17 protein-coding genes are annotated in these 25,837 nt (G+C 58.4%); 7 read left to right on the forward strand and 10 right to left on the reverse strand.

Features of this window, described 5'->3' with window-relative positions; all coding sequences use genetic code 11:
- Positions 1-50: 50 nt before the first annotated feature.
- Positions 51-509 (reverse strand): host attachment family protein, encoded by a 459-nt coding sequence (locus MUY21_RS00910; RefSeq protein WP_248408539.1) that lies wholly within the window; start codon positions 507-509, stop codon positions 51-53.
- Between the two features lie 72 nt (positions 510-581).
- Entirely contained in the window at positions 582-1,052 is a 471-nt protein-coding gene (locus tag MUY21_RS00915) for a hemerythrin domain-containing protein (RefSeq protein WP_248408540.1), read from the reverse strand.
- Between the two features lie 495 nt (positions 1,053-1,547).
- Here MUY21_RS00915 and MUY21_RS00920 point away from each other — a divergent pair, with 495 nt between their 5' ends.
- Positions 1,548-3,071: a phospholipase D-like domain-containing protein gene (locus MUY21_RS00920; RefSeq protein ID WP_248408541.1), complete on the forward strand. Its 1,524-nt coding sequence runs from the start codon at positions 1,548-1,550 to the stop codon at positions 3,069-3,071.
- A gap of 80 nt (positions 3,072-3,151) precedes the next feature.
- On the opposite strand, the gene MUY21_RS00925 is transcribed toward MUY21_RS00920, so the two are convergent.
- The 8 genes from MUY21_RS00925 to MUY21_RS00960 all read right to left on the reverse strand — a co-directional run bounded on the left by MUY21_RS00925 (position 3,152) and on the right by MUY21_RS00960 (position 14,646).
- Positions 3,152-5,128, reverse strand: a complete 1,977-nt coding sequence (locus MUY21_RS00925; protein ID WP_248408542.1) for a CocE/NonD family hydrolase — start codon at positions 5,126-5,128, stop codon at positions 3,152-3,154.
- Positions 5,129-5,240: 112 nt separating this feature from the next.
- A complete protein-coding gene (locus MUY21_RS00930) occupies positions 5,241-5,888 on the reverse strand; it encodes a histidine phosphatase family protein (protein WP_248408543.1) in 648 nt (215 codons plus the stop codon).
- Positions 5,889-6,941, reverse strand: coding sequence for an ABC transporter ATP-binding protein (locus MUY21_RS00935; protein ID WP_248408544.1), 1,053 nt, complete (start codon positions 6,939-6,941; stop codon positions 5,889-5,891).
- 19 nt (positions 6,942-6,960) lie between these two features.
- Complete coding sequence (locus tag MUY21_RS00940) at positions 6,961-8,715, reverse strand: iron ABC transporter permease (protein ID WP_248408545.1); 1,755 nt, start codon at positions 8,713-8,715, stop codon at positions 6,961-6,963.
- 88 nt (positions 8,716-8,803) lie between these two features.
- Positions 8,804-10,126, reverse strand: coding sequence for an extracellular solute-binding protein (locus MUY21_RS00945; RefSeq protein ID WP_248408546.1), 1,323 nt, complete (start codon positions 10,124-10,126; stop codon positions 8,804-8,806).
- A gap of 137 nt (positions 10,127-10,263) precedes the next feature.
- The gene (locus tag MUY21_RS00950) at positions 10,264-11,520 is read right to left on the reverse strand and encodes a sigma-54 dependent transcriptional regulator (RefSeq protein ID WP_248408547.1); all 1,257 of its coding nucleotides are present in this window, start codon (positions 11,518-11,520) and stop codon (positions 10,264-10,266) included.
- Positions 11,501-13,480 (reverse strand): ATP-binding protein, encoded by a 1,980-nt coding sequence (locus MUY21_RS00955; protein WP_248408548.1) that lies wholly within the window; start codon positions 13,478-13,480, stop codon positions 11,501-11,503. The genes MUY21_RS00950 and MUY21_RS00955 overlap by 20 nt, the downstream gene beginning before the upstream one ends.
- Positions 13,477-14,646 carry a substrate-binding domain-containing protein gene (locus MUY21_RS00960; RefSeq protein WP_248408549.1) on the reverse strand — a complete coding sequence of 390 codons (1,170 nt, stop codon included), beginning with the start codon at positions 14,644-14,646 and terminating at the stop codon, positions 13,477-13,479. Before MUY21_RS00960 ends, MUY21_RS00955 begins: the two co-directional genes overlap by 4 nt.
- Before the next feature lie 1,082 nt (positions 14,647-15,728).
- Here MUY21_RS00960 and MUY21_RS00965 point away from each other — a divergent pair.
- The 6 genes from MUY21_RS00965 (at position 15,729) to MUY21_RS00990 (ending at position 25,836) form a co-directional block, all read left to right on the forward strand.
- Complete coding sequence (locus MUY21_RS00965; RefSeq protein ID WP_248408550.1) at positions 15,729-15,929, forward strand: helix-turn-helix domain-containing protein; 201 nt, start codon at positions 15,729-15,731, stop codon at positions 15,927-15,929.
- Positions 15,930-16,084: 155 nt separating this feature from the next.
- Positions 16,085-16,945: a WYL domain-containing protein gene (locus tag MUY21_RS00970; protein WP_248408551.1), complete on the forward strand. Its 861-nt coding sequence runs from the start codon at positions 16,085-16,087 to the stop codon at positions 16,943-16,945.
- Positions 16,929-20,471, forward strand: a complete 3,543-nt coding sequence (locus tag MUY21_RS00975; protein ID WP_248408552.1) for a sigma-70 family RNA polymerase sigma factor — start codon at positions 16,929-16,931, stop codon at positions 20,469-20,471. The genes MUY21_RS00970 and MUY21_RS00975 overlap by 17 nt, the downstream gene beginning before the upstream one ends.
- On the forward strand, positions 20,461-21,963 hold the full coding sequence (locus tag MUY21_RS00980; RefSeq protein ID WP_248408553.1) for an ATP-binding protein: 1,503 nt from the start codon (positions 20,461-20,463) through the stop codon (positions 21,961-21,963). Before MUY21_RS00975 ends, MUY21_RS00980 begins: the two co-directional genes overlap by 11 nt.
- Positions 21,960-24,848: a Z1 domain-containing protein gene (locus MUY21_RS00985; RefSeq protein WP_248408554.1), complete on the forward strand. Its 2,889-nt coding sequence runs from the start codon at positions 21,960-21,962 to the stop codon at positions 24,846-24,848. The genes MUY21_RS00980 and MUY21_RS00985 overlap by 4 nt, the downstream gene beginning before the upstream one ends.
- Entirely contained in the window at positions 24,832-25,836 is a 1,005-nt protein-coding gene (locus MUY21_RS00990) for a PD-(D/E)XK motif protein (RefSeq protein WP_248408555.1), read from the forward strand. Before MUY21_RS00985 ends, MUY21_RS00990 begins: the two co-directional genes overlap by 17 nt.
- Position 25,837 lies beyond the last annotated feature (1 nt).

The raw sequence follows: 25,837 nt of genomic DNA on the forward strand, positions 1-25,837 counted from the left end.
CGATGTCAACGCACCCCTGCCCGATTGGTTCCCTTGTGGCGCATGGTTCGTCACTCCTGCGATTCGAGGTCTGCGCAGATGATGCGTGTCACATCGTCAATCGGGTGATTGGTGAGCGTTTTGGGGACTTCGGCCACCACGCGATCACGCACTTCTTGGTGGATTTCGTCGCGCAAGACGGCAAGCACGTCGGGTGCGGCGCATATCATTAGATGCGAAAAGGCATCTGCATGGGCTTTCTTGTACAAGTGATCTGCCAAATCCTGCGCAAACCGTTCCTTGCCCAGTTGGTGCCAATCCGTGTCCTCATAAGCCGATTTTCCGTGATTGGCGCTTTGATGAACCCGCCCGCGCCGGTTGGCGGCCTGTTCGCGGTTCGGGGGATTGTCCTGCTCGGTCTTTCGAAGCACCTGTAGGTCCGGGGACCGCACGTCGCCCTCGTTGACAAGAAACAGTGCCTTTTCACCATCCGCAATCAACACCCAGGTTCCTTTTCGCAGCTTTTTCATCAGGCTCTCCTTTTCATGGTCATCAGATGTCTTGCAGGGCGCGGGGTCGTCGCGTAGGCGCGACAATTGGCTCTAGTCTTCCAGACTGTCTTCTCGCTTGTCGGCGATCAGATCACGCTCTTTCTTCTTGCGGCTCTGAAACTTTTCTCCAAAACCTTCGATCTCGGACTCGTCGATCGTTTCGCGTGCGCGGGCGAAGACCTCGTTTTCTTCCTCATCCATGTGGTGTTCGTAATCGTGCACAAGCTGATCGAACTTCTTCATCCAAAGATCCGAGGTCAACTTCAGCGCATTGATTTCTTCAAGCAGATCATCAAGCTGCTGATGTTCGTGCACCGAATGGCGGGCGGCGTCCTGCCCCCAGGTTTTTGAGATCAGCTTGGAATAAAATGTTTCTTCTTCTGCGGCGGCGTGGCTTTTCACGTCTTCATAGAAACTGCGCCACAGCGCGCCGCGATCCTGGGCCTTGCTGTTCTCGATTTTCTTCAGCAACGCGCGATGGTTGTCATGGTCGCTTTTGATGGCGTCATAGATATTGGGCATGTTCTTATCCTTGCATTGGCAACTGTATTATTCAAACCAAGCTCTACGGGTCGCAGAACGGGATCAAAGACGACCGGTCACAGACCGGCGCGCAGACCAAGCGAATTGCGGCGGCACAAGTTGACCGGCAGAGCAGTATCCACACGCGACAATCCATCTGAAATTGCGCTAATGGTCGCCGCACGAGCCTCCATCGGGCGTTCGTCCATATGTGACAGCAGTTGCTGATAAATTTCCACCGCCCGTGACAGGCGTCGGCCGCGGTTTGCAGCCGTTCGTTGTCCGCCTCGCGGCCCGTTGGTTGGGAAATGAAGTTTTCTCATGTCCACCTTCCTTGCTAATGTCAGCATGACAGCGCGCCACGTAGCGCTTGGATAGTGAACGTCGCAGCACAGACATCGGTTCCAAAGTTTTTAAGCCGATGGCCGGAAGCAGGTCGGCTGGACGTGCGGGTAAACGCAAAGACAAGGACGGAAACAAGGACACAGGATCGAAATGCCGGACCAATCTGCCGCCCCTGATCGCCACAGCCTGTTCAAGCCGGGTCACAACTGCTGGCGGGTCAGCAGCGCCCGCGAATTTGCATTGGTGATTGATGGCGCAGCCTATTTCCGGGCGCTGCGCGAGGCGCTGATCTCTGCCGAACGTCAGGTGTTGCTGATCGGCTGGGACTTTGACCTAGAGATTGATATGCTGCCGGGCGAAAGCGACGAAGACGGCAACGCCCCTGACGGGTATCCCAATCAGGTCGCCGACTTCATGCAAGCCATAGTCGAACGCAATCCTGACCTGTGCCTCTATCTTCTGCGTTGGAGCGGATCTGCCGCCATCGCCCCCGGGCGGCTGGTGCCGGCGGTGCGGCTGAACCTGTCGGGGCCTGACCGCATCAAGCTGGCCCTGGACGGACGCCACCCGGTCGGGGCCTGTCATCACCAGAAGATCGTCATCGTGGATGACCGGCTTGCTTTTTGCGGCGGGATCGACGTGACCGATGCCCGCTGGGACACACCCGATCACACGCCCGACGACCCCCGACGTGTGCTACACGACGGCTCGCCTGCCGGGCCGTGGCATGATGCCTCCACCGCGCTGACCGGCCCGGCCACGCGCGATCTGGCAGAGCTTGCGCGCGCCAGATGGCAGCGTGCCACCGGAGAAGCGCTTTCCGCACCAGACCTGCCTAATCAGGACATCTGGCCCGCCTCGCTTCAGATTGATTGCCGCGATATACCCGTGGCGATCTCGCGCACTGAACCGCCCGAAGAAGACAAGCCCCTGGTCAACGAAATCGAAGAAATGGTCCTGGACGGGATCGCATCCGCCCGGTCGACGATCTATCTGGAAAGCCAGTATTTTGCCCTGGATTCCGTGACCGATGCGCTGTCACTTCGCTTGGGCGAGGACGACGGGCCAGACATCATCGTGGTCAACCCCGAACGGTCCAACATGCTGGAAGACAACGCGATGCATGTCACCCGAACCCGGATGGTCAAAGCCTTGCAGGATGCCGACCGCCACAACCGCTTTCTTGTCGTGACACCTGTCAACGCGGCCAATGATCCGATTTATGTTCACGCAAAGATCTGCGTGATTGATGATCGTCTGCTGCGCGTCGGATCCAGCAACATCAACCGCCGGTCCATGGGATATGACACTGAATGCGATCTGAGCATCGAAGGGCGGGACGAGGACACGCGACAGGTCATCGCGGGATTGCGCAATCGCCTGCTGGCCGAACATCTGGGGTGTGCCCCGCAAACACTGGCCAGAGAGATTGCGCAGACAGGCAGCGTGCTTGCCGTGCTCAGATCGTTGAACCCGTCCGAGGGGCGCCGCTTCATACCGCTGGACCTGAAAGAGGATGCCGGCGCCGGGGCTTTCCTTGCCGATACACGCCTTCTGGACCCGCGTTATGAACGGGGCACGGGCAAGCGGCGCGTCATCACATCACGCGAAATAATGATCGGTTTGGCGGTGCTGGCTCTTGTCGGCTCGGTGTATCGCTATTTGGTGGGATGACTTCGGGAAGCCTTCTTCCGAACTGTCCCCAGCCCACATGGTCGGTATGCTTGCCCTTCTGGTTCGGCTTCGCGCCCACGCTATCGCCTGACCTTGTGCGCCCATGAACGATCAAACACGGTCTCGCCATCCTCTTCGGCAACCAGCCGTTGGGTGATCTTGAAATGATCCGGCGCCCCGCGCATCGCGGTTTCAGCCCGGGTCGACACGCCCCAGTGTGCGCGCCCGAAACTGCGGTGCCATGTGATCATGGCCTGCGCATCCGCCGGGTTGGCCGGATCAATCGTCCAGACCTCGCGCACCGCGCTGTCAGAGATGATCCCGGTTTCCAGATCCTCGACCCGGCCATGGTCTGAAGATATGGTCAGGGTGATCCGACCCGTCTTCTCATCGACCTTGCGCGTTTTCTCGTCCTGCCCGTTGCGCAGCAATTGTGTGCGTCTTGGCGGGGCCGAGACCGGGGGCGGAAATGTCCATTCATCACCCTTCGCGCCTGCGCGTACAGGAAGGCCAAGTTGCCCGGCGGTAATCGTCAGGGTCACCGGATCAGGTTCCGGCCAAGAGTATGGCCAGTAGCTGCCTGCCACCGCCAGTCGCAGGCGATGACCCTCGGGCAGGTGATAGGCGGTCTCGTCAAGCGCCAGCGTGACATCGACCGGCTGGCCGGGAACCAGGTCGCGCTTAGCCTCGAACCCATCCCGGTTGCGCAGATCCAGCAAGCCCATGGTGATCAGCATCGAGGTGCCATCGGGTCTGAGATCACACAGCCGCACCACAATTTGCGCGCGTGGACGATCCGCCGCCACCCGCAAGCGGACCATTGGTCGCCCGACGATATCGACGCCACTGACCTGCGCCTGACTGTCAAAACAGGCGCTGCGGGCATCATCTGGCTGCTGATCATCCGGCAATTCCCCCGACCCGAAGCCGAAGGTGAAAAACTCGCCGCATTGTTCACCGTGTCGCAGATCCGGGGCGACGATTGCGGGCAAGGCGCCTGTCAGTTCGTTCCCCAATGTCAGTTCTTGAACCTGCTCTTGCGCCGAAGGCAGGGTTTGGTCGCATATCCACCGCCCGTCGCGATGGCTTGCAACCGGATCAGGTGTTGCGCTGTCCATGACATAGGCCCGCCAGGCCGGGTCTTGCTCGACGCCATTGTCGACACCCTTCAACCAGTGGTCCCACCAGCGCAGCGCCTCTTGCAGATACCCGATCGAGGGGCCGATCTGCGAGATATGCGGATATTTATGCCCCCACGGTCCGGCCACCCCCTTCACCGGCACATCGAGGTTTTCGACCAGATGCCTCATCGTGTTGCGATACCCGTCATGCAAGCCACCAAAAGCCAGAACTGCCGCCTTGATCGCACCGTAATCCTCGCAGATCGACCCGTGCTTCCAATAAGCATCGCGATCCCGGTGTTCGGCCCATATGCGCGGCAGGGGTGGCGTGTTTTGCAACCGTTCAAGCCACATTGACCGCCATCTGTCGCCCACCTGTTTAGGATCGGGCGGCATCGAAAACCACGACAGCACCGTCGCAGCCCAACTGATATTGTCCGAATGCTGAATGCCGCCTTTGTAATGCACATCATCGGCATAGCGGTCGACGGTCGAGCCGATGGTGATCACCGCTTTCAGCGCAGCGGGTGCACGAGCTGCGATTTGCAGGCTGTTGAACCCGCCCCAGGATATGCCCTGCATCCCCACTGCGCCGGTGCACCAGGACTGGCGCGCGATCCATTCGATCACATCTTCGCCGTCCTGCAACTCCTGCTCCGAATACTCATCATCAAACAAGCCTTCGCTTTCGCCACATCCCCGCCGATCCACCCGCAGACAGGCATAGCCCCGCTGCGCGATCCAGGGATGCATCCCGGCATCCCGCTCGGCGGTGCCATCAGTCTTGCGATAGGGCAGATATTCCAGGATCGCCGGAACCGGGCGGTCCATCGCATCCACCGGCATCCAGACACGCGCCGACAAACGGGTGCCGTCCGGCAGCGTGATCCCAAGATCGCGGTCGTGGGTGAGGTCGTGAAGATCAGGGTCGGTCATGTTCCAGCCTTGCGTCAGGTTGCGCAACGGTCCCAGAAGCAGAACGGTGCGTCAATGAGATCTTCCCCACCAACCAGACTGACTATCGGCCACGGGCAGCGCCCTGGGTCTGTTACACAATGATATTGGTCAGATTTGCCGCGCTGCCACTCTGGACCCGAGGGTTTTGATGCATGATTGCCCTGTTGTCCGAGATCTGCAACACGCTGCCTTGTGCGGGAACCAGACTGCAATGAAGCCCGTCCGGGTCGCCCGTCAAAAGCGCGCGCATGACCACGATGGCCACCTTGTGCGACACGATAATTGCGGGGCCTTGCAGCTCGGACAGAAACGCGTGCAGGCGTGTTGCCAGTTCATGCGTGCCTTCACCACCCGGCCCGCTGGTATACATGTCGAATTCAGATTGCAGCCCCGCCACGATGTCGGGATCACGCGCCAGACGCTCTGTGTGCGTTGTGCCCTCCCAGGCGCCGCAATTGATTTCCGACAGGCGGGCATCCGTGGCAAAACCCGCGCCCTCAAACGCCAGCTTTGCGGTGTCTTGCGCCCGGCGAAGCGGGCTGGCCCACAGCGTATGTTCGGGCAACGTGGGGCGGATGCCGCGCAGGATCTTGGCCTGCTCGCAGGCCTGCGCACGGCCCAGCTTGGTCAGGTCCGAGTTCTTTTGCCCCTGCACCCGGTGGTCTTTGTTCCATTCGGTTTCGCCGTGGCGCAGAAGGAAAACGTCATGCGGCATGGTCAGCTTGGGAAGTGTCGTCATTTACAGAACCACCGCGCTTTGCGTGTTTGCGACCAGATGCACATCGGCCCCGGTTTCGATCCAATCATGGCCGGCACGGTGGCTTTGGTCCACCACGATCTCGGTGCCGCCAGCGGACACCAGATACCGGATCTGGCTGCCCAGAAACTCGCTGTGCTGGACTGTGCCGGGCAGTGAATCCGCGGCCTGTGTGCGACTGATCGAGATGTTTTGAGGCCGCAAAACGATGTTACCACCTTCGCCCGTGCTGCCCTCGGGCAACGACAGCTGATCGCCCGTGTTGGTCACAAAGCGTCGGGCGCTGCCGTCGACCTCGACCCGGCCTTCCAGAATGTTGGCGGTGCCAAGGAAATTGGCGACGAACAGGTTTTCGGGGCGGTCGTATAGCTCCAACGGCGACCCGACTTGCTGGATCACGCCGCCATCCAGAACCGCCATGCGGTCGCAGGTGGTGTTGGCCTCCTCCTGATCATGGGTCACGAAAATCGTGGTCAGACCCAGCTGCCTCTGCAGGCGCAAAAGCTCACGGCGCATGTGAACGCGCAGGGACGCATCAAGGTTGGACAGGGGTTCGTCCAGCAACAGAACGTCAGGCTCCACCACAACGGTGCGGGCCAGCGCGATGCGCTGTTGCTGACCGCCCGACAGTTGGTTGGGCATCCGGTCGGCCAGATGGGCAAGGTCAACAAGTTCCAGTGCCGCATCGACCTTGGTCTTGATCTGGGCCGAGGGCACTTTGCGTTCCTTCAGCCCGAACCCCACATTGTCGCGCACTGACATATGCGGCCACAGCGCATAGGATTGAAACACCATCCCCACATTGCGCTTCCACGGGTCCAGCCCGACCACATCCCTGTCGCCAATCAAAATGCGCCCCTTGGGCGTGGGGCCAAACCCGGCAATCGCACGCAAAAGCGTGGATTTGCCCGACCCGGACGGGCCCAGAAAGGCGAAGAACTCGCCCGGTTGAATGTCAAGATTGACGCCCTTCAGAACCTCGGTGTCGCCAAAGGCCAGATGGACATTTTCGATCGTGATACCAGCTTTTTTCATTTCCATATCCCTTCAAGGCTCAGTGAGCGTCGCCCGATGACTTCAGTTTCTTGTCGCGTTCAATGATGATCTGCGACGCGATGGTGCCGATGGCGACAACGATGACCGCGACGATACCAAGGGCAGCGCCTGCGCCACGTCCCGACGGGGTCTGCATGAACAGATAGATGCCGTAAGCCAGCGGCGCGTCATTGTTTGAACTGACCAGCATGATCGTGGCGGACAATTCGACCGCGGCGGTGGCAAAACTGGTGACGAAACCCGCCAGAATGCCGCCGGTCATCAGGGGGATTACGATCTTCTGGATGGACCGCCGCTTGGTCGCGCCAAGGCTTTCGGCGGCTTCTTCCAACGCGTGGCTGACCTGTTGCAAGGCGGCCGTGCAGGCACGCAGGGCATAGGGCAGACGCCGGATCATCAGGGCCAGCGCGATGATCACCCACCAGCTTGCCATTGGTTCGCCGGTGAAGGGCACGTCGATGGCGTGGAAGGTGCGCAGGTATCCGATGCCCAGCACCACCCCCGGCACCGCCAGAGCGGCGGTGGCCAGATAATCCAGCCCCTTGCGCCCGAAAATCTGCGTGCGCAGCACGATATAGGCAATTGCGGTGCCGATGATCACATCCAGCGTGGCCGCGATACCCGCATAAAGAACCGTGTTCAGGATGAAGGTCTTCGACCCTTCCCACATGGTCACATAGTTCTGCAGCGTATAGCCATCGGGCAGCGGCGCGAAGGACCAGATGGTGCCGAAAGACAGCAGCAGCAGGCCGATATGCGGCGACAGAACCAACAGCAGAATGAAGATTACGGCGGCATAAGCCAGCACCTTTTCGCTGGGCTTCAGGGTGCGCTTTGCCATGCCGCCTCCGCCCTTTTGCACGGTGGCGTAATCCTTGCCGCGCATGAACAGGAACGACGCCCACAGCGAAAGCACCGAGAACACGACCAGTATGACCGAGATCACGTAACCCATCGGATCGCTGATCCCGATGGACGAGATGCGCAGGAACGCCTGCGGGGCCAACATGTTGTTGACGTTCAGCAACAGCGGCGTGCCCAGATCGTCAAACACCTTGATGAACACCAACGCCGCCCCCGCGATATAGCCCGGCATGGCGAGCGGAAACACGATGCGCCGAAACAGGCGCAAACCGTGGCTGCCAAGGTTCTGGGCGGCTTCCTCCATCGAGCGGTCAATGTTGCGCAACGAGGCGGACAGGTTGATCAGGATGAAGGGGAAATAGTGGATGGATTGGACAAGGATCACACCGTTCAGCCCCTCCATGAACGGAATGTCAAAACCGAACCAGTCGCGTAGAAGCAGGTTCACCGTGCCGTTGCGGCCAAAGATCAACTGCATCGCCACCGCACCGACGAAAGGCGGCATGATCAGCGGGATGAACCCCAGACTTTGGATCAGGATCGACCCGGAAAAGTGAAACCGTGTGGTGATATAGGCCAGGGGCAGTGCGATCACGGTCGCAACAACCACCGACATGGCCGAGACATAGAAAGAATTCCAGAAACTTTCGCGAAACAGCGATGTGTTGAAGAAATCAGCAAAGTTCTGAAGCGTGGCAGCGCCGGTGGCCGGGTCTTGAAAAGCGACCACCATCACCTGCGCAACGGGCACCAGCAACAGGCCGATCAGCAGCAGTGCAATAAAAACGGCGACAAGGTGCACGCCCGTCAGGTTCGGCACAAGCCAGCGCGGCAGACGGTCGGCAAGACCTGCCCGCGTGGCCGCAGGGGGAGAGGTGTTCTGTGACATGTCTCAGGCTTTCTTGAATGGCTGCCACCGCAACATGCGCGGTGGCAGCGCGGCCAGACCCCAGCAACGGGGTCCGACAGGGAGGCATTTACATTCCTGCGGCTTTGTCGGCCAGTTCTTTGGCCTTGGCATAGTTCGCGACAACCATCGCGTCCCATTCCTGTTCGACCTCAGCCTGACGCGCGCCGACCTCGTCGGTGGCTTTCTTGCGCTTCTTGGTGAAGATGCCCGCAAACTCAGGATCCAGGCTTTTCGCCTCGTCGATCGGGTTGGCGTCGATCAAGGCCCAGGCCTCGGCGATCAGGGCTTTTGCCTCTTCATTGCCGCTGTCGGCATGAGCGGCCTCGGCGGCCTGAATGGCCCCGACGGCGGCGCGCAGATCGTCCAGACGATAGGTGATCATCACGTCGAACATCGAATTGACGAGGTTGTAGCGTGCGCCCGATTTGGCCACGTCAAATTCCACCGTCGCACCGATGGTCGAATCCTCGAACGGATTCGGGAAGTCTTCGGGGGCATTGGCATAGGTGGCCGGGTTGATCGGCAGCCGCATGATCGCCGGGTCGAGCAGAACAGATTGCCCTTCGGGGGTCAGCAGATATTCGATGAAGGCCACGGCGCCCGCCTCGTTCGGGGCGTTGTTGACGACTGCCACATTGGCCGGAACCAGCGCGGTCACGGTCGGATAGGCGAAATCAACTGGAAAGCCCGACGCCTTGGACGAAAACCCGAAGAAGTCGATCACGATGCCCAGACCGAAATTGCCGGTGTTCACCCCATCCGGCACGCCAAAGCTGCGTTCCGTCACGGTCGAGAAGTTGCCCGCGATCCGTTTCCACTTGGCCCAGCCTTCGTCCCAACCTTCGCCCTGCAACAGGGTTTCGACCGTCAGGTGGGTGGTGCCGGACCGCGACGGGGCCGACATGCCCACATGGCCGTGATATTCAGCCTTGGCCAGATCATCCCATTCGGTGGCGGGTTCAAGCCCGTTGGCCTTCAGATAGCGTTCGTTCCACATGATGCCGTATCCGGCGCCAGCAAAGCCGTAATACTTCCCGTCCGGGTCATTCAGGGGATAGGCGCCGATGCGTTCCGGGATTCCCTCGGATTTGATGGTGACATCAGCCAGCAGCCCGTCGCTTTTCAGCACTTCGAAGGCATCAGGTGCCGACGCCCAGAAAATATCAGCAGTGTTATCACCGGCGATTTCCTGGATGTATTTAACCCCGGCCGAGGTTTTCTTGTTCAGAACCTCAAGATCATATTCCGGATGGGCAGCTTCAAATGCGGCCTCGATCGGACCGGTCATTGAATCCGGGAACGATGTGATGACGGTTACCTTGCCGTCCGCCAGCGCACCTCCGGCCGAAAGCGCCGTGGCTGCGATGGATGTGTAGAGTAGTTTTTTCATGTTTGCCTCCCTGTGGCCTTGAGCGCGCTCCTCCTGCGCATATGGCAAAGATTTTCAGGGGACCGCGTGTCCGTCAAACTTTGCTGCAAACAAAGACAAACGGTGCGAAATGCGTCAGTTTTGACACATCGTTTAGGTCAATCCTGACCCGATTTCAGAAGCCCGACTGCCTTCATGCGCAGGTAAAGCCGCTTTCGGGGAATCGCGAGACGTTCCGCCGCTGCCCCTTTTCGCCCCGCTGTTTCCCTGAGCGTCTGCTCCAAAAGCTCGCGTTCGAAACTCAGCATCGCATCTTCATAGGATTGATGCACCACGGCGCCGCTGCGCGACGACGGTTGCAGGTTCATGCCCAAGCCAATGATCATACGTTCCGCCACGTTGCGCAATTCGCGCACATTTCCGGGCCAATCATATTTGCCCAACGGCGTCAGCATCTCTTTCGTGACGTTCGGAAGCCGTTTTTCATATCGTGCCGCCGCTTCACGCAGGAAGGTTTCCAGCAACAGGTAGACATCCCGACCGCGTTCCCTGAGCGCCGGCATTTCGACCGTCGCGACATTTACCAGATACAGAAGTTCATCGCTCAGGATGGTTGTAACTTCGGGGGCTTTCAAAGACCCGGTATAGGACAGGATGACCCGCGGTCGATCCTGTTGGCGCAAGTAATCGGCAAGCTGTGTTTGGGCGGTCATATCCAGCTTGTGAACCGCTCGTATAAAAAGCGTGTCAGTGTCGGGTGGAACATCGTTCAACACACCAATCAGACCATCGGCATCAACCATGGCGCAATTGATCACGTGAAATTCACCAGATCCTTCTCCATAATCATGCAGCATCCGGGCGGCCAGCGATTTGCCGGTGCCTGCTTCACCGGACAGTGTCACGGTGACGGGCAACGGGGCCAGGTTCAACAAGGCTTTGCGACAGGTGCGCATCGCATCGGAACGGCCAACAAGTTGGCTGACCATCCCGCCGCGATGCGCCACTCGCCTGCGTAATTTCTTGTTTTCTATGACAAGTTTTCGGGCATTCAGGGTGCGTCGGATCGTGCTGAGAAGCACATCCGGCTGCACCGGCTTTTCCAGAAAATCATAGGCCCCCGCCTTGATCGCCGCGATGGCCAATCGCACGTCCCCGTGTCCGGTGATCATGATGAATGGCACTTCAGGCGCAGCATTTCTCACCGCTTTCAGCACGTCAAACCCGTCCATGCCCCCCATACGCACGTCACACAGAATAACTCCGTCCCACTCGGGATCCAGACTGTCCAGCATTGCCCGACCTTCGGCAAACCCACGCGGCGCCAGGCCTTCTTCTTCCAGAAGTTCACAGGTGGCCTCGCGGAAATCCTGATCGTCATCGACAACATAGATGTCATGCGTGTCGTGTTTCATATTCCGTCTCTCCCTGCGGCAGCGTCACTGTCGCCCGTGTCCCGACATCCGCACGAGGGCCAAGCGACAATGTCCCGTTCATCCCGTTGACAATGTTGAACGAGATCGACAAACCAAGCCCCAGCCCCGCTCCCGGCTCTTTGGTGGTTACAAAGGGATCAAACGCGCGTTCAGGCGCCAGATCACCCAAACCGATCCCGGTGTCGACGACCGAGAAGGTCAGCATGCCCTGCCCGCCTTCCTCTTTTCGGATCGTGATTGTGCCCGGCTGTTCGGTCGCCGCAATCGCATCGCAGGAGTTGGACAGAAGATTGACCAGAACCTGCTCGATCAGGATCGCGTCCCCGATCACGACGGCTTCTTCCAGCTTTGGGTCGATTTCGACGGTTATACGGTGATCTGCCATCTGCGCTTGCAACAGTTCCTGAGCATTGCGCAGCGAACGTGCCAATGAAACGTGTTCACGCAAATACTCGGACCGCCGGGCAAATTTTCGCAAATGCGAGATGATGCGCTCCATCCGCGATACCAGGTCGTCGATCTTGCCAATCTGTGCCGACTGCCGCACAGCGTCACCTTTTTCGATGGCAGTTTGCAACAGGTGAAGGCGTTGCCGGATCGCCCCAAGTGGTTGGTTCAACTCGTGCCCGATCCCGGCAGAAAGGTTGCCCAGCGCCGCCATCTTGCCCGCCTGTACAAGTTCGCTTTGGGTTTGACGCAGATCACGGATCGCCTGATCCCGTTCGACCACCGAATTCTCAAAAGCGGTCACTGCCGTTGCCAGCCCGGCAATTTCATCGTTGCGGACCGGAAGATCGTCCAGCGCCGGACGCCCGCCTTCGGCGATCTGGCGCATCGCGCTGGTCAACCTTTCCATAGGTCGGATGATCGACGGGCGAACGTAGTAAAACAGGATCGAAAGCCCACCTGCCGCCGCCAGGATCGTCAGCACCATCAACAGCCGCATGGTGAACGTCGCGTTCTTCAGGAACCCATCACTGATCGACAGGATAGCATTGCGCTGGATTTCAGCCTCGATCAGCAATTGTCCCTGCATGTGGTTCAACAAGTCCAGAACGGATTCAAGCTGGTTGCCCAACTGGTCGCGCGTTTCGTGCCAATCCCGTCGAACCTGCACAACTCCGCTTGGATGGGTGGTCACGCGGGCCAAGGTGACAGCCGCCTGCCGAAGAAAAAGATATTCGGCCTTGGGCGGCAGTGTTTCGATACTCGCGTTCACCCGCGCCAAGGCATCCGCCACCAGGTTTTCAAATTGCCTGAGCTGCGCCAGAGATTGACTGGTCGAAATCTGGATGGCCAGCGTTGTCGCCGTGGCGGTGTCATTCCCGATATTTGAGAAAGTCGTTTGCAGCCGCAGTTCCGCGGCCAGCACACCCGCCATCTGGCGCCTTATCAAGGGGTCTGGTTCGTCGATCATCCGGCGCGTCAACACTTCGATATTGAAAGCAAAATCCGACATGACGGCGGCAGCCTCGTCCTGGATATCGGCGTTCAGCCACCGCAACTGGTCGATTTGGGTCAACAGGCTGGTTTCAATTTGTGCGACCTTTTCAACGCTACGGATCACCAGCGCCAACTGGTGTTGCAACGCCTCGGCGTCCTGCCGGGTGATCGCGGTGTCAAAACCGTCGTCAATGAACTCTCCCAGCTCGGCAATCGAGGTTCGGAGCTTCTTGTCCAGCACAGCCGAGCCCTCTGACCGATCCGACAATATGCGATTGCTCAACATCGCCAGATCAGCTGTCTGGGCGGACAGTCGGGTGGTTCGGGTCAGTTTCGGCACCTGCGTTGTTCCAAGATCCGTCACCACTGAACGGGCGCCGCCCAACCAATAGAATGATACCCCCAACACGATCCATGTCAGCAGGATTGCAGCCAGCACCATCAGGAACAGGCGCGTCCAGATACGAGGGGCGATATGATCCCACAGTCGTCTCACTGCGACGCCTGTTGTTCAAGCCTGCGCAAGGCCTGATCCGCCTGCACAAGCTGCGCCGCCGTGCGCGCCCGCCACATCCGCACCAATTCCCGCTCCGACGCGCCGGACCCCGATTGTAGTTCGGATTGATCCTCGTCCTGTCGTTGCAGGCTGGCTTTCAACGCTTCATCTTCTGACACGGGGACCGCCGTCAGAAGCAACCGAGGCGCAATCAGGTCACTGGGCGACACCTTACCGTCCAGAGCGTGAAAGCGACGCCACAGGTTTCGCCTTTCAACCAGACGATCTGTGATCAGAATATCGAACAATGTATTCACCGACCAATAGCGATTGGAGGACTGCTGCGCATCATAGTCGAACCACGCGAGCTTCAACGCGTCGATCACATCCGGTGGCAGTTGTTCTTCTACTTCGGCGCGCAGGTCGGAATCGAAGGGGATGCGTGAAATCTCAGGTTCCAATAGGGTCATTTGCCCTTCCCGCGACAACAGCATCCGCACAAACTCGCAGGCCTTGTGCGGTGCCTGCCCCCCCCTGAGAATCCCGACACGTGCAGCCGCCAGAACAATCGGTCGACCATAGCGGAAATCCAGCTTGTCGGACTTGGATTGGGACAGAAAGTCGATGGTCAGGCCAATCTGAAACCGTTCGTTGATCAATCCATCCGGCACCCCATAGCTGCGCGCGGTCAGGGTGGACAGGTTGCCTGACAGTTCCAGCAGAAAGCGCCACCCTTCTTCCCAACCGCGCACCAGCAAAATTTGTTCAACCAGCATGTGCGTCGAACCGGAGCGGGCAGGACGCGCCATCGCGATCTTGTCCCGATAAAGGGGGCGCAACAGGTCGTTCCAGTTCGCAGGCATGAACAAGGTGCTGTCAGAACGCCGCGCCCACCCAACCGAAGACAGTGCAAAAGGAGCCACCGACGCCGGGCCCGTTGCGCCGCATATATCCGCTTGAGCAAAAGCGTCGTTGCGTTGCAACAACTCGAACGCTTCGGGTGAGGAGGACCAGAAGACGTCAAACCCCCGGCTATTGCCGCGCAGGATCTCGTCGATTGCGGCCACGGTGTTCTTGTTCAAAACCCGGATCTCGGTTGTGGGGTCGCGCGCATCCCACATTTTCGTATAGGCCGCCGAAAACTCAGGTGGAAAGGATGTCAGCACCCGCAGCTCCTGTGCAGACGCCGGGCGTGTGCACAAGAGGGCAAGCATCATCAAGGCAAATCTCAGATATTGCATAGCCCAAGATTACGCGTTGCGCGGAAAAAGACAGCCTGGCAAGAAAAAATCAACGGAATGGGTCACTTTTGACACATGCCAATCTGGAAGCAACGCCCGACTGTCAGCCGGCCGTCCAGGCCTTGTTGTCAGGACCATCCAGAACGCAATGCAGCTCTGGGAATACCGTGTCTGATAAAACGCGAAATGGCGCACGACAGGGACTGCATTCAACACCCAGTTATTGCAACGACCGCTTCACCCCTGGCATCCTGCCCGTCCGAAACAGGATTGCCACGCATTCCCTCCCGACCCCGTGGGCCATGACAATCTTGCACGCTCTCAAGAACTCCTGATCTTCTCGTGCCAAGTGTTGACTGCAGTGCCGATGGAGCGCACTGACACCATCGTCGCCATCGCAAAGGCTGCCACCGCCATTGCCACACTGTTCGCAAATCGCTCGACAAAGCTGTGACTAGAATGCGTTGCTCTGGGCGGCAGTATTTGACTGGCAATTGAGCTTGCAGACCAGGATCGCGTCATCTTGCTTAGGAACTCGAGCTGTTGCGCCCCACCAATCACACCGCGATTCTCGCCCACGACGGTGTCCTAATGGGGGCTTTGATGCATCGGGCGACGGACAATTCACAAGGTTCGTTAACCTGTCTTCCGTGATTTTGGGGGACAAGATCCCGACAAACCGCAACGGCAACCTGTTAACTTTCAGTTTCTCGAGATAATGGCGGAGGGAATGACTCGCTCCGCAATTCGGCTGTTTTGGCGTTTCGGATCGAGTCTAGACGCCACGAAAATCCCTGAAATCTTGAGAAAAGTGTCCGACCCCATGCCGAAGGGGGCCGCTCTATCCCGAACGTTCCGACGCCGCTTCTAAGGCTTGCGCCAATTCACGCCCTCTCCGCCTGTTTCGAACATAGCCTTCGAGCACGCAACCTACCGACTTGAATAGGTTTTCTTCTCACGCATTCGTTCTCTTGCGACCGAAGTGAGTTGCGCAAAAGGAGACGAAAATGAGCGAAGTATGTCTGAGTCAGATAGAACTAGCGGCCCGCTGGAAGATCAGCCACCGAACACTTGAACGCTGGCGTTGGGCCCAGGAAGGTCCGCGATACCTGAAGATTGGCGGCCGGGTCGTTTACAGAGTGTCCGACGTCGAGGCCTTTGAACGCGAGGTTCAGAGCTTTCCTGACGAGCTACCGGCTGAAGGCTGAGCAACCAAGCTCGTCCCTCCCAAGGCTGCGACAGCGCGAAAAAGACAATCTTACGAAGCATTTCGATTGAACACGACATGACTCCCCGCTAGCCTCCGAACAGCACAAAAAATGGGCGCGCATATTAATCAAACGCGCCGAGCTGGGAGTGCGAAGTGGATAGTGACAAATCGGAGCTTCGTTGGGGAGTCGCGCAGCGCCTCGAGTTCATCGAGTTCCGATTGTTTTGGGAGGGGCGAGTGAACCGCAGCGACTTGATGGAACAGTTCGGGCTGTCGGTGAACCAAGCGTCCGCCGACCTGAACCGCTACATCGGCTTCGCTCCGGACAACATGGTCTATGACAAGAGCGCGCGGACGTATGTCCGTGGTCCCGACTACGTTGCACAGTTCCTGAAACCTGACGCCAGCCGCTACCTCGCACAGCTACGGTCTTTGGCCGATGGCATCCTCGACAGCGACGATACTTGGATCGCCGAACTTCCATCCTATGATGCTGCGCCAACCCCGGCCCGTGGGGTAAACCCTGTCACTCTGCGATCCGTTGTCGGTGCCATCCGCCGATCAGAGGCCATCGAGGTGAAGTATCAGTCCCTTTCGCGCCCCGAGCCGAGCTGGCGGTGGATCGCGCCTCACGCCATCGGCTTCGACGGCTTCCGATGGCACACACGGGCCTTCTGCCTGACCGATGAGACTTTTAAAGACTTCCTTCTCTCTCGGATGCTCGAAATCCGCGGGTCGCGGAAGAATGAGATATCAGGCGAAGATGACCGAGACTGGAACACGGAAGTAAATCTTGAGATCGGGCCCCACCCCGCTCTTTCGGAAACGCAAGCGAAGGTCATTGCGCTTGACTACGGAATGCGTGGGGGCAAGGCGAAGATTAAGGTCCGCCGCGCGCTGCTTTATTATGCACTCCGGCGTCTGGGACTCGATACAGACCCAAGCGCCCGCGCGCCAACGGATCAGCAGATCGTGCTTCTCAACAGGGAGGCCCTCCATGAAATTCATGGATAGGCTGTCCCGGCTCCTCGGCCGTCGCTCCGAGGGGCAAATCGACTCCGAGAGCGATCCGGTTGGTCGAGCCGAAGTGCCCCACATTGCAGACGAGCATTTAGATGTCCTTCCTTCATTCACGCAGATCCCAGTTCTTAGTTCCCTCACTCCTGACAAGGAGTCGCCACTTCATTTAGAAGCTCGCAGTGCAGATTTCGCCTCCGGCAATCCCGTCACTCGAACTTCTCCAAGTCCAACAGAAGGACGCTTTGGTGGACTAGAAGCAGAAGACATTTCGGTTTCTGAAAGCCATTCTGTTGCCACAAAAGATCTGCATTTATCCGGCAAATCCCATGGAGAGACATGGGAAGAAGTAGACGCCAAGGTGATGAGATATACGGCCACGCCAGAAACTGCACACAAAAGCTCTGGCTTAGATTCTCAAGAGGTTGTCCAGAAGAAAAGCAGAAAGGAAGTTCTAGGATCGAGCGCCGATACTGAGCCCAATGAAATCCTTTTCGAAGACAACCCGGACAGCAAATCAATCCACCCAATGGTGAAACCTGCCGGACAGCCTCCGGCAGAAGCAATCAGGATCACGTGCCCAAGTTGTTCCGCTTGCTACGAGATTGAACGCTCGTTCATTCCAGAGAGTGGGCGGGATCTGGAGTGCTCAGAGTGCAGCAATGCCTGGTTCCAAGTTCTTGAGATTGAAGATGATCTGACAACTTTGTCGACGGGCGACACTGATCAATCTCGCGAAATCGATCCCGTTTCCTTGGTCGATCGCACCGATTCTGTAGATGCCGACACCTCGCGGAGCGAACATAGCACTCAGGATCTTCTGACACCCTCGGAAATACGCCAGATTATTGAGGCTCGACAGGATAGGATGCATGAGTTCGTTGCATCCCAACGCTTTCACGCGATCGACCCAAAGGGGGACACACCGCTCCACCTAGCAGCTCGCATGGGTAATCTTGCGCTTTGCGATCTGTTCATTAGGTCTGGCGCAGATCCTGGTGCGCTGAACCATGAACGGCGGAGCCCCGCTGACGTGGCGCATGCAGAGGGCCACAAGCTCGCATCGCAACTTCTGTCTTCGCTTACTACCTCGCAGGAGATCGCCAGCCTCGACGCGCACGAGAAGAGCCCGATCCCGGAGACTACTGCGGACATGATCGAGGCCATTCCCCAAGCTCATCTCTCAGTGGTCAATGATATAGGACCGGATGACGTTGGTCGGGATAGCCATGAGAGGAGCACGGAAATCTCTTGGACTGATGACCGGGTCGAACTTCTGAAGGGGATGTGGTCCGAGGGCCGGAGTGCGAACCAGATATCGAGGGAATTGGGCGGGGTAAGCCGCAACGCAGTGCTAAGCAAGGCGCATCGCCTCGGCTTGTGGGAAAAAGACGGAGCGAAAACTAGCAGCTCCGAAAGAAAAAGCGAAGTACCCCTAGATGTTGCCGCGCAACCCTTTGCCGTTCCAGAGCAACGGCTTAGCCCGGAGATTGCGCAAACTGCGGCGGCAACCAACCAGCTGGATGACCTTGACGATTTGCTTGGTTTCGAGGCCGAGGAAGAGCCAGAGGAGTTCTTCGCCGAGTCATCGAGTGAAACTGTTTCGGGGACATTCGTCGCGCTCGTAAGTCCGGCACCCGTGGTCTCGGACGATGAGGACGGGGATTGGGATCTCGACCTCTCACCTGCACCGATTGCCGGAGAGGGTATCGGCTCCAGCGCTGTAGTACCCGCCGATCACGGTGCAGAAAATGACTTCCTGACGGTGCGCAACCGCGGTCGGCAATCGCTCAAACGCGCTGTAGTCCAGATCGGCACGCGTCTGTCGATCGATCCGGAGATCTGCATCATCTGGGCAGAGGGAATTCTGGCGAAGGGATGGTGCTCTTTCCAAGATGTCGACGGCTTGGTCGCCAACTGTGAAGGAAATGGTGATCTCGAGGAATTGCGAAACAATCTACAGCGCAACCTGGAGGCTGCAGGCTTCAACATCGATCAGGCGAACGGGCACGACGCCGGGCTCTGGGACGCCAGATCGGACGTATCGTCCGATGACCTTGCTGACGTGATCGAGGCAACTCTCACGCGTGCGACGCGACTGCCCGGGACACAGCGCTTCGTCATGGGCAAGTCAGACGAGCTGCAACTGCTGGAGCCCATGATGCGGGCGAAGCAGGAACTCCATCTTGGCATTCTTGCCTCCGAAATTGCCGTCGAAGTGATTCTCGATGTCTTCGACAGTATCCGGGACGGTTCACGAGATCCCGGCTCTGTTTCGCTGAGAACCATCGTTCCCTCGCGCCCCGGCCATGCAGAGACGTCCGAAGTCATGGCCGCCGCGGATGCCCTGAGGTCTTGGCACGCCAACGGTCGGGTGATGGACGGCAAACGACGAAGAGAAGCACTCGCGGCGCTCGAGTCACTTGATCTCTCTCTGGCGTTTCATAAAGAATTGGTCTGCAGACTGGAACAGGTCCCCGCGCACCAAGTCCAAGCCAGCCAGCTGGAAGCGGAAATTCTGGTCTCCGAATCCACCACCGAGAACCTTATCCGCGAACACCTGCCGTACGTGCGGCGATTTGCTTCGCGGAACGTGGAGGAAGGCGAGGATCCAGAGGACGTCTTCCAGGTGGCGTTCATGGGTCTGCAGCGTTCCACAAAACGATTTGATCCCGAGCGTGGTTATCGCTTCCTCATATACGCCACTTACTGGATGCGGCAGGCCATCAAGCGATGGCGGGCTGACGAGGGCACGACGATCCGCATCCCCGTGCATCGGACCGAGAAGATTACCAAGCTTGATCGCGCCCTCGACACGATGGACGTCCGGGTTGGCGGCACCGTTTCCGACCTCGAACTCGCTGAAGAGCTGGAATGGACAATCGACGAGGTCAGACAGTTCCGCAGCATTCCGCGTGAAGCCGAATATCCCGCGAGCATTGACGACTGGGACAACCTGCTGCCCGAGTCGTCAGAAGCGGATGTCTTCGACCAGGCAGAAACCGAAAGGATCGTGACAGACGCACTGGCTGAACTTCCGGAACGTCAGGCTGATGTTATCCGGATGCGGTTTGGTATCGGACGTGATTCTGAGATGACCCTTGAGGAAATCGGTCAGCTCTACGGCGTGACGCGCGAGCGCATTCGACAGATCGAGGCCAAGGGCCTTGATCGCCTTTCCCATCCGGTCCGCAAAAAGAGTCTCAGTATTTCTTTGGGTTATCAAGTCGGCATAGGCCAGACACCGCTCGCACCAAAGAAACAACAGGAAGGCAAGCCAGATAATACAAGCGCGGATGCGCAGGTGGATAAAGAAAGCAAGCAAGTAAAAAGAGCAACACAACTAAGTGAGCACGAGATCGATATTCTCAAGAAATCTTGGAAGAGCGGCAAGTCCTTGAGTGCAATTGCCCTAGAGCTCGGCGGCCTCAGCATTGAAGAGGTCAAAACTGAGCTTAAGCAGCGTGGTATTTGGCGAAAAGCAAGTTACAGAACGGTTCGTGGGACTAAGCATGGCTGTTAGAAATGCTCCTCCTCATGCTGGCTCGATGCTCGAGTCACTTCGCGGGCTCGGCTACGCACCTCCTACTGCACTGGCCGATTTGGTCGACAATTCCATCACGGCAAATTCGAGCGAGGTCGCTATCCATCTCGAATGGGGCGGCCCGGAGAGTTGGATAAGGATCGTTGATGACGGCGACGGTATGGACGACGCGGCTCTGGAGGCCGGAATGCGGCTTGGCGCGAGCGATCCGCGGGTGGAACGCGCCGCCAGCGACCTCGGGCGCTTCGGATTAGGCCTGAAGACAGCCAGTTTCTCGCAGGCTCGACGACTGACCGTGGCCAGTCGGCAGAATGGTGGACCTGTTGTGTGCCTGCGCTGGGATCTCGACCTAATCGGTCAGGAGCCGGACGCCGAATGGCCGCTCTTCGAGGGGCCTGATCCAAAATCTGAGCATCTGCTGGCGCCGCTCGAGAAGATGAACCAAGGCACCATCGTTCTTTTGGAAAAACTAGATCGTGTCGTGACCGATGGCTTCACCGCCACTGACATGATCGAGCTCGCCGACCGAGTCGAGGCGCATCTAGCAATGACCTTTCATCGCCTCCTTGATGGCCAGCGGCCAAGGCTGCGCCTCCTTCTAAACGGCAGAGCAGTGAAGGCGTGGGATCCGTACCTGATGGGACATCCCGGCAAAGCGCTCGAAAGCTCGGAGTATCGCATACTCCACACTACGGGTGTTACAGTTCAATGCCATGTCCTTCCGCATCGCGACATGCTTAAGCCCACCGAGCAAGAATCCGCATCCGGGCCCGGAGGATGGACGCAGCAGGAGGGCTTTTACGTTTACCGCAACAAGCGTCTCCTTCTCGCCGGGGGCTGGCTGGGCCTAGGCGATGGCGGAAAGCCTTGGGCGCGCGATGAAGCCCACCGGCTAGCCCGCATACGGCTCGACATACCGAACAGCGCGGACGCCGATTGGAAGATCAATGTCCTGAAGTCAACCGCCAGTCCACCCGTGCGTCTGCGATCTCAACTTCACCGGCTGGCCTCTGAAACGCGAGATACAGCGAGACGGGTCTTCGCCCACCGGGGTCACATTACACCTGTTTCAGGCTCGCGGTCGAACGCTGTTGCAGAGGCTTGGCAGGTGCGCCGCTCAGCACACGGGACTTCCTACCGAATTGCTCGGGACCATGACCTTGTCGCCTCGATCCTGAATCGCGCCGGTCCGGTCAAGTCCGACATCCTCGCTCTTCTCAGACTAGTCGAGGAGACCGTTCCCGTTCAGCGCATCTGGCTGGACACGGCGGATGACAAGGAGACGCCAAGAACAGGCTTCGCCGGGGCACCCGACAACGAAGTTATGGAAACACTGTCCTCAATGTTTGAAGCACTCGTGAAGTTTCGCGGACTCAGCCCGACCGAGGCGCGCGATCGACTCGGTCGCACGCCCCCATTCGACCGCCACCTCGAACTGGTTGCAGCCCTTGAAGTGAAAGACACACAATGACGATTTCGAACCAGAAGGCTTTCGATTCAATACTTTCCATGGCACAGAACATGCTCCGCCTCGCTGCAGAGCGGGCTCAGAGCCCTGTCACGCCAGAAATGATCGAAAAGGAGCTGACCAAGCTCGCGATTATGATGGAGGACGATTTTGCCCTCGTCGATCGGGACGCGCTCGTTGACGAACTGATCCGTCGATCGAGCCGCACAGTTGGCCAGAATGCCACCCTATCGAGCGGAGAGGACCATATTCCGTGGCTCGACGCTGACAGAAAAAGGGGCTGGACATACTGGCAACGCTATTCCGAATACATGGAGACGCGTATCCCGTGGACGGCCCTCGACGCCCTCGACGTGGCCACCGATGAGGTCCTGTCGAACCTCGAGGATCCGATCCGTGAAGGCGCATGGGATCGTCGCGGTCTGGTCGTCGGCCACGTGCAGTCGGGAAAGACCGGGAACTACACCGGTCTGATCTGCAAGGCTGCTGACGCCGGTTACAAGATCATCATCGTGCTTGCCGGTCTGCACAACAACCTGAGAGCCCAGACCCAGATCCGCCTCGACGAGGGGTTTCTCGGCTTTGCCACGATCGCGGACGCCGATGAGCTCCCTGCGGTCGGGGTCGGGCTGATCGACAACGACACATCCGTCCGTCCCAATGCCGCAACCAATCGAAGTGACAAGGGCGACTTCAATACGGCTGTCGCGGCCAAAATGAATATCAGTCCCGAGCAGCGACCGTGGCTGTTCGTGGTCAAGAAAAACAAGACGGTCCTGGAGCGCTTGCTACACTGGATCCGCAATCGCGTCGCCAATCACATCGATCCCGTAACAGGTCGCAAGCTGGTCACCAATTTGCCAATTCTTGTGATCGACGACGAGTCCGATCATGGTTCAGTGGATACGGGCGAAGACGTCGTGGATGATTTTGGCAATCCAGATCTCGAGCATCAACCGAAAACCATCAACAGGCTGATCCGGGCGATTCTGCACCACTTTGCGCGCAAGGCATACGTCGGCTACACAGCCACACCCTTTGCAAACATCTTCATTCATGAGCGCGGTGAGACGCAGGAGCATGGCCCCGACCTGTTCCCGTCCGCATTCATCACCAACCTTGCCGCACCATCGAACTACGTCGGACCGGGGCGCGTGTTCGGGTCCGCTTCAAGCACGCCAGAAGACCTGCCACTGGTGCGCACCTTATCAGACGATGAATTCCAGCCTTGGATGCCTAGCAAGTCGACAACTTCACCTGAAATGAAGCCGCACAAAAACGGGCATCGACCACGCTGGATGGGCGAAGATCGCGTACCGGACTCGCTCGCGGAAGCGATCCGGTCATTCGTTTATGCCTGTGCCATACGAAAACTGCGCGGACACGGCGACAAGCACTCCTCCATGCTAATTCACGTGACCCGCTTCACCTCTGTGCAGAATGAAGTCTTCAATCAGGTAGCCTCCTACGTGAGGGACATGAAAGGCCGATACACCCGCGGCATCGAACTCGCTTCTCTCGAAGCATCGATGCGCGAGGAATATGAAGCGACCTTCCTACCCGGGATGCGCGGGATCCGAGATGCCCTTGTCGAAGGAGAGACGCTGGAAGACTTCTCATGGACGGATATTCGTGACGTTCTGCCGGACGTTCTGTCGGACATTCGCGTGCGAGAGATCAACGGCACGGCGAAGGACGCTCTCGATTATGCCGAGAATGACGCCACCGGCCTGAAGGTTATTGCCATCGGTGGCGACAAGCTGGCGCGTGGTCTGACGCTTGAGGGTCTCTGTACAAGCTACTTCCTGCGAACTGCACGCATGTACGACACACTTATGCAAATGGGTCGGTGGTTCGGGTACCGTGACGGCTATCTCGATGTCTGCCGCCTATACACATCCCAAGAAATGGTGGAGTGGTTCGGCCATATCGCCGATGCAGCCGAAGAGCTACGCCAAGAGTTTGACAATATGGTTGCGGCCGGTGCTACGCCCAAGCAGTTCGGCCTGCGCGTGAAATCCCACTCCGTGCTGACCGTAACATCGCGGGCAAAGATGCGAAACGCGCGCGCAATGCAGCTAACCTATTCCGGCGATCTGCTGCAGACCATTGTGTTTCCGAACCGAAAGGACGACATCGCGGCAAACTTCAATGCTGCGGATCGCTTCATCAGCGCACTTGGCCCATCGACAGACCTGAACCATCAGCACTTCGTGCCCGACGGTCAGAAGTGGAACGGCCACCTGTGGCGAAATGTGTCGGCACTCAGCGTGATCTCGTTCCTCCGGGAGTACAGGACCCACGCGGCCAGCTTCCGGATCATGAGCCCACTGATCGCAGACTTCATCGAGGAAATGAACAAAGATCAAGAACTTACGGACTGGACCGTGGCCCTGATCGGAAAAGATCAGCCAGGAACAGAAAAGTCGGTTGGCGGAGCGTCAGTCAAAATGTTGGATCGCCGCAGAGCAGCTGAGCATGCGGATCGATACTCTATCAAAACTCTCATTTCCCCCCGCGATCAAGCCATAGATCTGACAGAGGCAGAGTGGAAGGCCGCCCTCGAACTCAGCCAAAAAACCTGGCGCAATGATACGGATAGAAACGAAGGCAAGGAACCACCGTCCGAACCAAGAGGTCCGCAGATCCGTCACGTTCTCGGAAACGGCGTGGTTGAAGCGAGCATTCCGGCTCGACGAGAACGCGGCCTGCTAATGCTCTACCTGCTCGATCCTGCCGGTGCTGAGGTTCCAGAACTCGCAGATGCCCATCCCGTAGTAGCTTGGGCAATCAGTTTCCCATCGAGCACTTCCGAGAGAAGGGTCTCTAACTCGAGGTACATCGCCAACAGCGTTCTCTGGGGAGGCCTCAATGACTGGGTGGACTGAAGAAGGGCTAGCACGGGCATGGAGAGCGCTCGCGCGCCAGGAAGCCAGTGAAGACTGGCGCTTTGTTCACCTCACCGGGATGGGCGCAGTCTCAGTTGAGGCAGGCTGCCACTTTCCCCTTGGACGAGAAGCGTTGATTGTCTCCTTTCCTAGCTCTTGGTCAGTGAACCCAGCAAGGCTGCCTGAAGGCAAGGGTTTCGATGTCGCCTTTATCGAGGGTCAGACTGTCGTTTCTGGAAAGACGGCCATCGCCTTGGTGAGACGGCCGGAAGGGTCGCCGGACATCTTCGCCATCATGGTCATTGATGTCTTGCGAACACTGGAAGCCGCCGCCGACACGCCCAATCGTGACGTGATAGAGGCCTTCCTTGAACGGGTTAGGGAGTGGCAAGCGTTCATGGCGCGAACGCACCGCCCTCTCTCACCCGATGCACAGATTGGTCTGCTCGGCGAATTATGGATGCTCAGATTGCTCGCGGACACCTCCTTGGGAGCCGGTGCTCTCGACTGCTGGCAGGGACCATTGAAGGCGGCGCAGGATTTTCACGTACGCGGCGGCGCGATCGAAGTGAAGAGCACGGTTCGGACCGGTAGCTTCCTTGCCCGGATCAATAGCATCGAGCAGCTGGATGGTAATCGGGCGCCCATTTTTCTTTGTGGGTTTCGATTCGAGGAAAACACGGACGGTTTGTCACTCGTCGATCTCGTCTCCGAACTCCGCGAGAGATTTAAGCATGCTGGAGTGCAACGCGGCTTCGAAGCTTTGCTGATGGTGATGGGGTACCTCGATGAGCACGCGCCGCTTTATGGCCGAACGCTGACGTTGAAGGACGCAAGGGGATTTCGGTCGGAAGGTGACATGCCGCGACTCACGCGTGCTGCCCTGCCGGTAGCCATCCGTTCAGCTGCATATGTACTCGACCTCGATGCTCTGGAAGTCGCCTCCGTCGGCATCACCGAGCTTATCAACGAATTTGGACTGGACTGAC

Source organism: Aliiroseovarius sp. S2029 (assembly GCF_023195575.1).
Lineage (GTDB): Bacteria > Pseudomonadota > Alphaproteobacteria > Rhodobacterales > Rhodobacteraceae > Aliiroseovarius > Aliiroseovarius zhejiangensis.